13 protein-coding genes and 2 pseudogenes are annotated in these 13352 nt (G+C 61.9%); 4 read left to right on the top strand and 11 right to left on the bottom strand.

The window, feature by feature from the left end; all coding sequences use genetic code 11:
* The 4 genes and pseudogenes from AC3WLX_RS35820 to AC3WLX_RS35805 all read left to right on the top strand — a co-directional run.
* On the top strand, nucleotides 1-474 hold a 474-nt coding region (locus AC3WLX_RS35820), incomplete at its 5' end, for an ATP-binding protein (protein ID WP_492339295.1).
* Nucleotides 475-802: 328 nt separating this feature from the next.
* Nucleotides 803-1102, top strand: a complete 300-nt coding sequence (locus tag AC3WLX_RS35815; protein WP_283805298.1) for an acyl-CoA dehydrogenase family protein — start codon at nucleotides 803-805, stop codon at nucleotides 1100-1102.
* Nucleotides 991-1251, top strand: coding sequence for an acyl-CoA dehydrogenase family protein (locus AC3WLX_RS35810; protein WP_283805294.1), 261 nt, complete (start codon nucleotides 991-993; stop codon nucleotides 1249-1251). The genes AC3WLX_RS35815 and AC3WLX_RS35810 overlap by 112 nt, the downstream gene beginning before the upstream one ends.
* A 75-nt stretch (nucleotides 1252-1326) precedes the next feature.
* Nucleotides 1327-1880, top strand: a pseudogene (locus AC3WLX_RS35805) (cytochrome P450); the annotation flags it as partial.
* Between the two features lie 105 nt (nucleotides 1881-1985).
* On the opposite strand, the gene AC3WLX_RS35800 reads toward AC3WLX_RS35805, so the two are convergent.
* From AC3WLX_RS35800 to AC3WLX_RS35750, 11 genes and pseudogenes are all read right to left on the bottom strand, one after another.
* Nucleotides 1986-3233 carry an ABC transporter substrate-binding protein gene (locus tag AC3WLX_RS35800; RefSeq protein ID WP_028139127.1) on the bottom strand — a complete coding sequence of 416 codons (1248 nt, stop codon included), beginning with the start codon at nucleotides 3231-3233 and terminating at the stop codon, nucleotides 1986-1988.
* A gap of 46 nt (nucleotides 3234-3279) precedes the next feature.
* A pseudogene (locus tag AC3WLX_RS35795) lies at nucleotides 3280-4096 on the bottom strand (ABC transporter ATP-binding protein).
* Between the two features lie 7 nt (nucleotides 4097-4103).
* Nucleotides 4104-5177 (bottom strand): branched-chain amino acid ABC transporter permease, encoded by a 1074-nt coding sequence (locus AC3WLX_RS35790; protein ID WP_024342808.1) that lies wholly within the window; start codon nucleotides 5175-5177, stop codon nucleotides 4104-4106.
* 4 nt (nucleotides 5178-5181) lie between these two features.
* On the bottom strand, nucleotides 5182-5382 hold the full coding sequence (locus tag AC3WLX_RS35785; RefSeq protein ID WP_245265964.1) for an ABC transporter permease: 201 nt from the start codon (nucleotides 5380-5382) through the stop codon (nucleotides 5182-5184).
* Nucleotides 5367-6068, bottom strand: a complete 702-nt coding sequence (locus tag AC3WLX_RS35780; protein ID WP_245265965.1) for a branched-chain amino acid ABC transporter permease — start codon at nucleotides 6066-6068, stop codon at nucleotides 5367-5369. The genes AC3WLX_RS35785 and AC3WLX_RS35780 overlap by 16 nt, the downstream gene beginning before the upstream one ends.
* Nucleotides 6069-6070: 2 nt before the next feature.
* Complete coding sequence (locus tag AC3WLX_RS35775; protein WP_028139128.1) at nucleotides 6071-7996, bottom strand: AMP-dependent synthetase/ligase; 1926 nt, start codon at nucleotides 7994-7996, stop codon at nucleotides 6071-6073.
* Entirely contained in the window at nucleotides 7983-8558 is a 576-nt protein-coding gene (locus AC3WLX_RS35770; protein ID WP_283806492.1) for an ABC transporter ATP-binding protein, read from the bottom strand. The genes AC3WLX_RS35775 and AC3WLX_RS35770 overlap by 14 nt, the downstream gene beginning before the upstream one ends.
* A 370-nt stretch (nucleotides 8559-8928) precedes the next feature.
* The gene (locus AC3WLX_RS35765; RefSeq protein ID WP_024342810.1) at nucleotides 8929-9696 is read right to left on the bottom strand and encodes an enoyl-CoA hydratase/isomerase family protein; all 768 of its coding nucleotides are present in this window, start codon (nucleotides 9694-9696) and stop codon (nucleotides 8929-8931) included.
* A gap of 30 nt (nucleotides 9697-9726) precedes the next feature.
* Nucleotides 9727-10158, bottom strand: coding sequence for an acyl-CoA carboxylase biotin carboxyl carrier protein subunit (locus tag AC3WLX_RS35760; RefSeq protein ID WP_245269631.1), 432 nt, complete (start codon nucleotides 10156-10158; stop codon nucleotides 9727-9729).
* Nucleotides 10155-11723 (bottom strand): acetyl-CoA carboxylase biotin carboxylase subunit, encoded by a 1569-nt coding sequence (locus AC3WLX_RS35755; RefSeq protein ID WP_245269633.1) that lies wholly within the window; start codon nucleotides 11721-11723, stop codon nucleotides 10155-10157. The genes AC3WLX_RS35760 and AC3WLX_RS35755 overlap by 4 nt, the downstream gene beginning before the upstream one ends.
* Before the next feature lie 16 nt (nucleotides 11724-11739).
* A complete protein-coding gene (locus AC3WLX_RS35750; protein ID WP_028139129.1) occupies nucleotides 11740-13347 on the bottom strand; it encodes an acyl-CoA carboxylase subunit beta in 1608 nt (535 codons plus the stop codon).
* Nucleotides 13348-13352: the final 5 nt, after the last annotated feature.

Genomic DNA, 13352 nt, shown 5'->3' with positions numbered 1-13352 from the left:
GCCGGCGAGAACGCGCTGCTCGTCGGCAAACCTGGCACCGGGAAGTCCCACATCGCCAAGGCGATTGCCTATCAGGCAATCCTGCAAAGCCACAAGGTCCAGTATCTTGAGACCGACGACTTCTTCCACCGCTACGCCCTGAACTCCCCGGCGCAGCGCGAGGCCCGCCTGCGAAACATCATCGACTGCGATCTCCTCGTGCTGGACGATCTGTTCCTCGCACGCGCCATCCCTGACGACGCCGGCGCCTTGCTGCAGACCCTGATCCATCAGCGCTACAAACTGCACCGCAGCGTCATCGTCACCTCCAATCGCGTCGTGCAGGATTGGGGGACATACCTGGGGGACAACACCATGAGCACGACGATCCTCGATCGCCTGATGCATCATTGCCATCTGCTTGAGTTCGACGGACGCAGCTATCGGCTCAAAGAGGCCGCTGAAGCTCTTGCCCGCGAAACAATGTCAAACTAACAATCCACTTCTGTCCTGCCTTGGGGGTGGAGGAGTTTGACTGACCGCACCCGGAGGAATTTGAAGTGACCCGCGGGGACGCGATTGCCGTAGCGGAGCTCGACGGCAATAGGGTCAGTGGCCGTTTGACCGGAGTACTCGACGCGGGAGCGCATCTCACGTCATCGTGTTTCTACCCGACGGTCGGGCAGCTCTTGTTGATGCTGGAGAGACGGGAGTGACCGTTGATGTACGCGCAAGCCTCGATCGCACCCGGCCCATTACGAATTACGCACTCAATGAGGCCAGAGTGATCATTCTGGATGCCGCTGCCGACGCCTGCCGAGCAATGTCTGGCGTGATTGATGCGGGAAGAGTTTTCCTCGCGGCAGATTCGCTGGGAGCAGCGCAGTCCATGTTAGATCGAGCGCTCGAGTACTCGAAAGCGAGGGTTCAGTTTAATCGCGCCATCGGTTTTTTTCAGGCTGTCAAGCATACGTTCGCGGATCTGGCGACACTATGGAGCCCTGTCGAGCATTGGTTTGGTACGCGGCACATGCGCAAGATGCACAGCCCGAGGAAGCACGGATTATGGCCTTGCAGGCGAAAGCCCATGTGGGCGAGGTCTTCAGAGAGGTCGCACGCCTGACAACAGAAGTGCATGGAGGAATGGGCTTCGCTGACCTGCTTGGCTTGCATTATTGGTTCAAGCGCATAGCGTTTAACCGTCAGATACTGGGATCGCCCGAGTATTGTCGGCAGGAGGCTGCGGCCGTGCAGGGTTGGCTGATCGCGTGAATGGGAATGCGGCGACTGCTCCGGCGTCGCTCGCTAGGCCGCAAGTCATCTTTGAACGCTTGTTGGGGGGCAGAATTGAGTATCCGTCCGCCTGTCGAGGATTGGGCAACAGACTTCGATCACCTCGATCAACGATGGATCGAAGACCCCTTTCCGATCTGGGCCGAGTTGCGCAGCTCTTGTCCCGTTGCGCATACCAATCGGTTTCAGGGGGTATACTTGCCTACGCGCTACAAGGACATTCGGGAGGTCGCACATGACACGCAAGCTTTCTCCTCGCGCCGTCTGCAAGTACGCGCGACCCCGCCGCCCATAAAATCGCCGGCACCGCCCATCACCTCCGATCCCCCACACTATCGCCTGGCGCGGATTGTATTGCTGCCGCCTTTCGCTCCGGCAGCCATCGTGGTGCAACGGCGGCGATGCGCGCCATCCGAAGATCTCATCAGCTATCTTGTTGCTGCTCGTGTCGACGGGCAACCTCTTACGGACAATCACATTCTAGGAACGCTACGCCTGCTCCTCATTGCTGGCATTGACACTACAGGAGTGGGATCGGGGCTTGCTTATGGCATCTTGCCAAGACACCTGAAGACAGGCGCCGGCTGGCCGTCCCGGCAATGAGCCCACGCTCCAGTAGGGCGATCGCTTTGGTTCAGCTTTCCAGCAGTGGACCAGGGAGTGGTGCGATGAGATTTCATCGCAACACCGCATTTTCTTGGGACTATCTTGGCTTACTTGACTGCGTCCGACTTCGCGTAGTCAGCCGACTGAGTCTTCACCACGTTCCAAACGTCGTCAGTATAGGCTGCAATCCAGTCTGTCTGCGGCACCCACTTGCTGCCGTTCCACATCTCTATGCGGGTCTTGCCGCCGCCGCCATGATCCTTGGCGGTCACGGTCACCGGCGCGATCATGCCGTTCGCGTCGTAATCCTTGATACTTTCAAGGCCGTCCTTTATCTTCTCCGGCGTCAGCGGCCAGCCGTGCTTCTTAATAGCAAGACGCGCGCCTTCAACCGCGATCGACCAGAGCGCCAGGCCGGTGTTGTAGTAGACGTCGTCGAGATTTTTGCGGTCGCCGTTGCCTTTGCCCCTATCGTAGACTTCCTTAATGATCTTCTGCACCAAGGGATGGTTGGAGCCGCCGGCGACGTTGGTGCCGCGCTTAATTCCCTTAGCGGCCTCTGCGCCGATATTGTTGATGTCGACCTCGTTCATCCAGTTGACGGCGACGTACTTGTCGAGCGCAATGCCGTTACGCTTCATTTCACGCGAGGCGATCACGTGCATGTTTGACAGGCTCCAACTGACGATCCAGTCGGGTGCAAACCGGCGCATTTGGGTCCATGCTGAGGCTTGGTCATTGCCTGGCAAAGGATAGGGGAACAGTTGCAGATCGAAGCCTTCCTTAGCCGCCAGCGTCTTGATGATACCGATTGGTTCTTGTCCGAACGGATAATCGACGTAGAGGAACGCGATTTTGACTCCCTTCAGGTTGCCGCCGGATTTCTGCTTGATGTACTCGATGTCGTTGGCGGCTTGGCCCCAATAGGTCGGGCCGATCGGGAATACCCACTTGAAGACGTCGCCGTCGACGGCGTCGCCGCGCCCAACGAGCGATTGAATTAGAATGTTCCCATCCTTCATGCCGCGAGGGAGCACGGCGCGGGAGACCGGTGTCGACAGCGTATCGAACACCATCACGTCATCGCGCTTCAGCTTTTCGTAGCATTCGATGCCGCGCTGCGGCTCGTTGCCGTGGTCCTGTACCACCATCTCCACCGGGTGACCCTCGATGCCGCCTTGTGCGTTGAGGATATCCGCATAATCCTTGGCGGCCTGCGCCACCTGCGGCGTCACGAAGGTGTATGCCTTGGTAAGGTCGTAACAGAGCCCAAAACGCACGGCGTCGGCGGCTTTCGCCGATAGGATCGAGATCGCGCTCAAGGCGACACCGGCCGCAATCGATAGATATTTCATCTGGGTTCTCCCTTTGGTCGTTTGTTGTCTTATTCGCTGGTCGTAATCAGGTCAGCCAGCGTTTCCGCCGGCTGTAGTGCTTGATGGCGTGGAAACTCTTTCCCTTTGCGCCGCCGAGATAGAACTCCTGAATCCGGATTGCTCTTCAGCGCTTCCGCCGTGTCGTGCATGACGACACGACCGCTCTCGATCAAGTAGCCGTGCGAGACGATTTCGAGGGCTGCCACCGCATTCTGTTCGACCAGCAGCACCGAGAGACCTTCCTCGCGGTTGATGCGGCTGATGATTTGGAAGATTTCCGCAACCAAAAACGGCGCCAACCCGAGGCTGGGTTCGTCCAGCATCAGCAGTTTCGGCTGCGTCATCAGCGCTCGCCCGATCGCCAGCATCTGCTGCTCGCCACCCGATAGGTAACCGGCGGCGCTGGATCGCCGCTCGTGAAGCCGCGGGAAATAGCTGTAGACCATCTCCTTGTTGCGGGCCATGTCGGCCCGGCTCCGGATCGCGGAAGCCGCGATCAGGTTTTCCTCGGGTGTCAGATGCTCGAACACCCGCCGTCCCTCGAGCACGTGGGCGATGCCGAGTTGGACGCGTTGCTGCGGCGACAGCGTGCCGATATTGCGGTCGTGAAACTGGACTTCGCCGCGGCGGACCTCGCCGCGCTCGGCGACCAACAATCCGCTGATGGCCTTCAGCGTAGTGCTTTTGCCGGCGCCGTTGGCGCCGAGGAGCGCCACCATGCCGCCCTGGGGCACGTCGAGCGACACGCCCTTGATCGCCAGCGACACGTAGTCGTAGACAACCTCGATATTGTTGAGCGAAAGCACCTTCGAAGCAGTTGGGGTTGGGCTCGATGCGCTCATGGTGGCCCTATTTCTTCACGTAGCCGAACGGCCAGACCAGCAGATAGTCGCGCACGTTCTTGTAGATCTTGCCGAGGCCCAGCGGTTCGACCAGCAAGAAGCCGATGATCAGCGCGCCGTAGAGAGCCTGCGGCAGATGCGCCAGCGTCTCGATGCTGAGCGAAAAGCCGAAACGGATCGCCGCCCACGAGATCAGGCTGTTCATAGCGCCCGGCATCAGCAGAATGAAGGCAGCGCCGAAATAGCTGCCGATGATGCTGCCGAGCCCGCCGACGATCACCATGGCCAGCGCCTGGATCGAGACGTCGACAGAGAACTGTTCGGGCGTAACGGCGTGATAGAATGTGCCGATCAAGATCGCGCCGGTGACGCCGCCGATGAATGAGGACGTTGCAAAGGCGACCAGCTTGAAATAGAAGCTGTTGACGCCGATGACAGCCGCCGCGAAGTCCTTCTCCCGAACCGCGACCAACGCGCGGCCGAGCGCGGTGCGTCGCAGGTTCAGCATGAACGACGTCACCAGGATGCACCAGACGAACGCGACGTAATAGAGCCCGGCGTCCGAGGTTATGGGTTGGCCGAGCAGGCGGATGTCCGGCGCTTGCAGCGTCGCCTGCGTGCCGCCGCTGATGGCCGGAACATGCGAAATGGTCCAGTCCATCACGAACTGGAGGGCGAGGGTGCTGAGCGCCAGATACAGTCCCTTGACGCGCAGCGCGGCAAACGCAAAGCCGATGCCGATGATAGAGGCGGTCGCGCCGCCGATCAGGATCGCGATCTCCCAGGGGATGCCGGCCTTGTTGGCGTGAACCGTCGCATAGGCGCCGATGCCCATCACGGCGGCGTATCCGAGATGAAACTGCCCGGCCCAGCCGAGGATGAGATTGAGGCCGAGCGCGCCGGCAGTCCACACCAGCAAGGGCAGCAGATAGCTGCTGAGATAGAGCGAGTTCACGACGAACGGGGCGGCAAGGCCGATAATCAGCAGGATGCCGATCATCCAGCGGTCGGCCGCAATCGGAAACAGCGCGCGGTCGGCGGCATAATTGGTGTGGAAGACGCCGGCTTGCCTGAACAACATCGATTCAGATCCTCTCGATGTCGTGGCGGCCGTAGAGGCCGTGCGGGCGCAGCATGATGGTGAGGATCAGCATCGCGGCGTCGACGAGGTCGCGACTAGCGCCGCCCAGTATCGGATCGAGGAAACTGCTGGTCACGCCCTCGACGATGCCGAACAGCAGGCCTGCGAGCATCGCGCCGCCGATGCTGTCTAGTCCGCCGAGCACGCGACCGTCACGCCTTTCAGCAGCAGTTGCGCCAGCGACTGGTCGACGCCTTGCACCGAGGCCCACAGCACGCCGGCGATCGTGGCCACCACGGCGGACATCGCCCATGACAGCGCCACGCCGCGTTCGACGGAGATGCCGACCGACCAGGCAGCCGTGTAGTCGTCCGAGATCGCGCGGAGCACCACGCCCATCCGGGTCCGGAAGAACAAGGCGAACGCGCCAAACATCACGACGGCAACAGCGGCGCCGACGGCATAGGCGCGGTTGATCAGCATTGGCCCAAGGAACAGCGGATCGTCGCTGATGCCGATCGGCATCGGCCGCCCGGTGCCCCCCCAGATCGTCATCGAGCCGGCTCGGAGCAAAATCTCGAGCCCGAGCGTCATCATCAGGATCATCACGATCGGCCGGCCGGCGAGGCGCCGCAACGCGACCCGCTCGATGGCGATGCCGACGCCGAACATGGTGACGATGGCGAAAATGATCGAAAGCCAGATGGGCGCGCCGAACCGGCTCGCATAGGCGAGCACGATATAGGCGCCGAGCATCGTCATCGATCCCTGCGCCAGGTTCGGCACCGACGACGATTTGTAGATCAGCACGATGCCCATTGCGACCAGCGAATACATCAGGCCGACCAAGCTTCCGTTGACGGCCGACTCGGCCAGTAGCGCCCAATCCATCGTCAGGCCTCCTGCACCGAAAGCGTGCGCTCGATGACGCCGACTTCGCCGGACTCGTAGCTGACCTGCGCCTTCATCAGGACGCTCGTCTTTCGATCGTAGATCGCATCGATGATCGGTTTGTAACGCTCCTCGACGACGTTGCGGCGGATCTTGCGGGTGCGGGTCACTTCGCCATCATCCGGGTCGAATTCCTTATGCAGGCAGACGAACTGCTTGAGCTGCAATCCCTCCGGCAGGGTGCCGTTGACGTGCTTGACGGCAGAGCCGATCAGCTTGATCACCTCCGGCTTCTGCGAGAGATCAGCGCAAGACATATAGGAGATGCCGCGCAGTTCGGCCCACAGGCCGACCGCGTCCTTGTCGATACACACCAGCGTTGCCAGCGTATCGCGGTCGCGGCCGAGTACCGCTGCATCCTTGATGTAAGGGCTGAACTTCAGGCGGTTCTCGATGTAATTCGGAATGTATCGCTCGCCCTTGGCGGTATGCACGACATCAGACAGGCGGCCGAGCACGACGAGGTGACCGTCCGGCTCGACATAGCCGGCGTCGCCGGTATGCAGCCAGCCATCCTCGAGGCTCTCGCGTGTCGCCTGTTCCTGCTTGAAGTAGCCGCTGAACACGCTGCCGGAGCGGATCATGATCTCGCCGGACTCGCTGATCTTGACGTCGACACCGGGTAGCGGCCGCCCGACCGTGTGGAGCCGGACTTCGTCCAGTCCCTGGATCGCGTTGTACGCGCTGCTCTCGGTCTGGCCGTAGAGCTGGCGCAGCTTAATGCCGAGCGCGCGGTAGAAGATGAACGTGTCTTCGCCCATCGCTTCGCCGCCGGTGAAGGCGCCACGCAGCCGGGTGAGGCCGAACTGGTCCTTGATTGGGCCGGACACCAGCAACTCGCACAACGGGGCGAGCAGTTTCTGCTTCAGTGTCGGCTCCTTGCCCCCGAGCTTGCGTTTCTCGGCATTGATGGCGGACGTGATCAGCGCGTCGTAGATGCGACGCTTGAGCCAAGAGGAATCCTCGACGCGCACCTGAATGGTCGTTAGCAGGTTGTCCCAGCTGCGGGGAGCGGCGAGATAGAATGTCGGCGCGATCTCTCGCAGGTTCTGCAGCACGGTTTCCTGCCGCTCGGGAATATTGATGGTGAAGTGCAGCGGAATGCCGCCGCCCATCGTCATTGCGAAGTCGCCGATCCAGGCCATCGGTAGATAGGCGAGGATATCTTCACCAAAATCGAACGCCTTGCCCTGATAGGCGTTGCGGACGCCGGACAGCAGATTGCGATGCGAGAGTACCACGCCCTTCGGCTTGCCGGTGCTCCCCGACGAATGCACGAACACAGCGGGGCCATTAGGGCCCGCGCGCGCGATCAGCTCTGCCCGTGCGTCATTCGAGGCTGCAAGACGCTCTGCGCCCTTGGCCTGAACCCCATCCCATGAGATCAGCCCCGGGTTGGAATAGGAGGCGAGGCCGCGTGGGTCGTCATAGACGATGTGGTCGATCGCGGAGCCTTGCTCGCGCAGCTCCAGCGTCTTGTCGACCTGCTCCTGGTCTTCGGCGAGCACGAACCGCGCGCCGCCTTCATGGACGAAATGTTTGATCTCCTCGAGCGTGGCATCGGGATAGGCCGGCATCGCGTAGCCGCCGAGCGCGCCCGCGGCCAGCATGCCGGCGTAGAGGCGAGGGCGGTTATCGCCGAGCACCAGCATGACTTCGCCGGCCTTGAAGCCGAGTGCTTCCAGTCCCGCGGCACAGCGCAGCACGATGTCGCAAAACTCGCACCACGTCATCTCCTGCCAGATACCCCTACGTTTTTCTCGAACCGCTACGCGATCCGGAAAAACTTCGGCATTGCGAGCTAGCACGCGGATTAGCGTGGTATTTGTCTCGAAATTCCAGGCCGCGGTCTGGTCAGTGCGCGCCATGGGCGCCCCCGATATAGGCCTCGACCACCCGCGGGTCGGCGATGACGTCGGCAGGAATACCGCTGCCGATCATCGCTCCGTAATTCAGCGCCAGCATCCGGTCGCAGATGCCGGTGATGACGTCCATATGATGTTCGATCAACAGCACGGTGACGCCGCGCTCGTCGCGGGCATCGAGGATAAACCGCGCCATGTATTCCTTTTCTTCTTGGTTCATGCCGGCCATCGGCTCGTCCAGCACCAGGAAACTCGGCTCCGCGGCCAGCGCGCGCGCCAGTTCGACGCGCTTCTTGAGGCCGATCGGGATGACGTCGACGAGTTCGTCGCGCACGCCTTCAAGCTGCAGGAATTCGATGACTTCTTCCACTGCGGCGCGGTTCGCGGTCTCGTCACGGCGGCCGAGCCACCAGTACAGCGCGGTGCGCGCCACGCTCGGCTTCATGTGGATGTGACGGCCGAGCAGGATATTGTCGAGTACGCTCATGCCGTTGAACAGCGCGAGATTCTGGAAGGTGCGGGCGACACCGAGCGTTGCGATGTAATGCGGCGCAAGACCGGTGATGTCGCGGCCGTTGAGCAGGATGCGGCCGCGCTGCGGCGGATAGAAGCCCGTGATCGGCGTTGGTGAGGGTGGTCTTGCCGCACCCGTTCGGGCCGACCAGGCCGAAGATCTCGCCGCGTTCGATATGCATGTCGATACCGTTGAGCGCGACGATCCCGCCAAACCGTCGCTCGACGGATTGGCATTGCAATACCGGACCGGATGTCCCGCCAGCAAACGACAAACTGTCTCTCCAACGCGTTGTTATTTTTGGCTTAGTGGGTTCGAGACCCCGCCGATTTCTTGTCTGGCGAAGCTAACGAACGTTCGATTTCAAGGCAAGGCGGCGAGGGTACGGCAGCTTGTCGATTCCGCCCGCAAAAGCCGTCTACTACTTTTCTCTAAATCTGGGCTGACGCTTTTCCCGGAATGCGGCGATTCCTTCGCGCGCATCCTCGTGCATGAACAGGAACGGGAAACCGTCGATGACATGACGCATGTCGTCGCCGCCCAACCCGCGATTGTAGAACGACTTCGCCATCCGCACTGCGAGCCGCGGCTTGGCGGCGATCTGTTCGGCAAAGGCGAGAGCATTGGCGAGCAGTTCGGCATGCGGCGCCACGCGGAGCGCAATGCCGAGCCGGCAGGCTTCTTCGGCCGAGATCGGATCGCCGAGAACGCTCAGCTCCTTGGCCTTGGCGCGGCCGACGATCCCTTGCAGGCGAACGATCGCAAAGCCCGGCAGCAGGCCCAGCTTGATCTCTGGAACGGCGAATTTGGCGCGGTCGGAGGCGATGATGAAATCGGAGGCAATCGCGAGTTCGAAGCCGCCGCCATAGGCGATGCCGTTGACGGCAGAAATCACGATCTTGCGGGTGTTCTCCGGCGCTGCCAGCACTTCCATCGCGTCGATCAGGAAGCTGCGCGCCCTTTCCGGATCGAAGTCGAATTCGCCGATATTGGCTCCGGCGCAGAACGCCTTGTCGCCGTTGCCGGTGATGACGGCGACACGGATATTGTCATCCGCATCCGCCTGCTTCAGCCCTTCGAGGATGCCTTGGCGAATGCCTGGGCTCAGCGCGTTGAGCTTCTGCGGTTCGTCGAGCGTCAGGAGCGCGACCTTGCCTCTGGTTTCGTAATTGACCGATCCAAATCGCATGTCCCACTCCCTCGTCTTGTTGCTGGTATGTCAGGCCTGCCCGGCGGCTTCGACGACGACGACAATCGCATTGCGTTCGATGATCTCGTTGGCGCAGCAATTCACCGCTGATACCGTGCCGTCGATCTGGCTGCTGATACGCAATTCCATCTTCATCGATTCAAGGATCGCGACGACATCGCCAACCCTGACCTTGTCGCCGATGGCGACGTTGACCTTGCGGATCATGCCCATCATCGGGGCGCGCAGCTCTCCGCTCGCTTCCGTCGTTGCACTTATATAGGTCAGGTAGGGAATGGCGGTCAGCGTATGCACGCCGCGGCGATCATGCACGAACAGGGTTCGATCGTGCTGAAGAATGCGAACGGATTCGCGACGGCCGGCAATAATAGCGACGAAGGCGCCATCATCAGCGGGCAGAAGATTGACAGAAACCTTGTCGTTATTGACGCCGACGATCATGTGGCCGTCGGCTTGCTGCGGCGCAAACCGGATCTCCGCGCTGGCGCCTGCGGCTTCCAGATGCAGCACCGGAATCGGCGATAATCCGTCGCCGCCGGCCGCCATCTGCCACGCGGAGTTTCGCGCGTTTGCCACGGGTTGCTCGCCGCAAGCGGACGTTGCTGCATCAGCCAGAAGTACGCGCCGATCGCCGATGCCTTGACGTCCGGTCCGTCGGTCTTTTCGACGAGCTGATCGATCTGCTCGTCGATCAGGCGGGTATGGAAGGTGGCGTTGCGCGTTTCCGGCAGGGCGATCAGGCGCGCCAGAAAGCCCTGGTTAGTGGTGATGCCGAAGATCGAGGTGTCGCCGAGCGCATGGCTGAGCTGGTCGAGTGCCTCGTTGCGGGTCTTCGCATTCGAGATCAGCTTGGCCAGCATCGAGTCGTAATAGGGAGAGACGGACGATCCGCTTTCGACGCCGGTTTCGACCCGCACATCGGCTGAAGGGAAGCTGACATAGGCCAGGTCGCCCGTGCAGGGCATGAAATTGTCGGCAGCGTCTTCAGCACAAATCCGCGCTTCGACCGCGTGGCCGGCACAGGCGATATCGTCCTGTTCGAACGGCAGTCCTTCGCCGGCGGCGATACGGAGCATCAGTTCGACGATATCGATGCCGGTCACCATTTCGGTGACGGGATGCTCGACCTGAAGCCGCGGATTGACCTCGAGGAAGTAATAATTGTCGCCGCTGACGATGAATTCAACAGTGCCGACGCCGCGGTAGTTCAGGCGCTTGCCGAGCCGTGTCGCATCATCAGTCATGCGTTCCCGCAAGGGGACGGGGAGATTGGCGGCCGGTGCTTCCTCGATCAGCTTTTGGTGCCGCCGTTGCAGCGAACACTCGCGCTCGAACAGGTGAATGACGTTACCCTTGCCGTCGCCCGCAATCTGCACCTCGATATGGCGTCCACACTCGACCAGCTTCTCGACGATCAAGCCGGCGCTTCCGAACGAATTCTTCGCTTCGCGCATCGCGGCTTCGATTTCGCCCTCCAGGCCATCGGTTTTGGATACCGCGCGCATGCCCTTGCCGCCGCCGCCGGCCGCCGCCTTCAGCATCGCGGGCAGGCCGAGCTGCTTCACGATGCCAGCCACGGCCGCGACGTCCTCGCTCGGCATCTGGCTGCCGGGGACGGTCGGCACCCCGGCGGTCTCGGCCTCGCGCTTGGCGGAAGCCTTGTCACCGAGACGTTCGATCACTTCGGGAGTCGGTCCGATAAAGACAAGGCCCGCGGCTTCGACGGCGCGCGCGAATTCAGCGTTCTCGGCGAGGAAGCCGAAGCCGGGGTGGATGGCTTCCGCGCCAGCGGTCTTGGCCGCGGCAATGACGACGTCGATCTTGAGGTAACTGTCCGAAGCAGCGCCGCCGCCGATCAGGTAGGACTCACCGATGGTCCTGACGTGCAATGAGTCCGCATCGACCGACGAGTGAACGCCGGCCACCGCGACGCCGAGCTTGCGGCAGGTCCGCGCGATACGGCAGGCGATCTCGCCACGGTTCGCAATCAGGATTTTTTTGAACACCGGCAATCCTCCGTCGTCACATCCGGAACACGCCGAAATCGGTACGCTGTTGCGGCAGGCGGCCGGCGAGGTCGAGCAGCAGCGCCATCACGTTGCGGGTCTCGAGCGGGTCGATCACCATGTCGCACCAGATATTGCGGGCGAAGTTGTAGGCGTTGGCGAAATCCTCGAACTCCTTGCGCACCGGCGCGCGATAGGCCTCGCGTTCCTCGTCGGTCCAGCTCGTGCCCTCGCGCTTGTGGGCTTCGTCTCGGACCATCGCCAGCGTATTGGCGGCCTGGTCCGGGCCCATGATGGCGGAGCGGCCGTTCGGCCACATCATCATCGCGTTCGGACGGAAGGCGCGGCCGCACATCGACAGGTAGCCAGCGCCGTAGGCGTTGCCGATGATCAGCGTGTATTTCGGCACGTTGGCGCTCGCCATTGCCGTGATCATCTTGGCGCCGTGCTTGGAAATACCGCCTTCCTCGGCCTGGCGGCCGACCATGAAGCCGGTGACGTCGGCCATGAACAGCAGCGGAATGTTGCGCTTGCAGCAGAGGTCGATGAAGTGGGTCGCCTTCAGCGCACTCTCGGAGAACAGCACGCCGTTGTTGCAGAGGATGCCGATCTCGAAACCCATGATGCGGGCGAAACCTGTGATCAGTGTGTCGCCGTAGAGCGGCTTAAATTCGTGGAACTCGCTGTCGTCGACAAGGCGCGCGATGACGTCGCGGTTGTTGGTCGGCACCCGCGGGTCGGCGCTGATCAAGCCGTAGATGTCGGCCGGGTCCGCCAGCGGCGGGCGCGGCGGCGTCACACTCCAGCGCTGCTCTGGTATGTCGCCGAGACGAGCAACGATGTCGCGGGTGATCGCAATGGCGTGGCCGTCGCTTTCGGCCAGGTGATCGGTGACGCCACTGATGCGGCTATGCATCTCACCGCCGCCGAGTGCTTCGACGCCGACTTCTTCGTTGGTCGCGGCAAAAACGAGCTGCGGGCCGCCGAGGAACATGGCGCCCTGATTGCGCACGATCACGGTCTCATCGCACAGCGCCGGCATATAGGCGCCACCGGCCGTTGACGGACCGTGCACGACCGCGATCTGCGGAATGCCTTCGGCCGACATCCGGATCTGGTTGTAGAAGATCGAACCGAACTGGCCTTCATCCGGAAAAATATTCGGTTGGTCCGGCAGGTTGGCCCCGCCGGACTGCACGAGGGTGATGCAGGGCAGGCGATGCTGCCAGGCGAAGCGCTGCGCGCGAACATGCTTTTTGCAGGTGATGCCGTAATAAGTGCCGCCTTTCACGGTGGCATCGTTGGCGATGACCATGCAGGAGCGGCCGGACACCATGCCGACGCCGGTGATGATGCTGCCGCCGGGCGGCACGCCTTCATACATACCTTCGCCGGCCAACTGACAGAATTCCAGGAACGGCGAGCCGGGATCGAGCAAAGCCGTGATCCGCTCGCGCGGCAACAGTTGCTTGCGTTCCTTGTGCAGCTTGCGCGCCCGGTCGGGGCCGCCGACCGCGGCGGCGGCGCGACGAGCCTGGAGGTCCGCGACCCGCGCCTGATAGGCGTCGCGGTTGCGGACGAATTCCTCGCTCTCGGTCGAAACCTCTGAATTCATCGTGGCCATGGGCG

Source organism: Bradyrhizobium sp. FW305-F6 (genome assembly GCF_058782905.1).
Note: the sequence above shows the minus strand (reverse complement) of the source record. Positions and strands in the feature narration are given on the sequence as shown.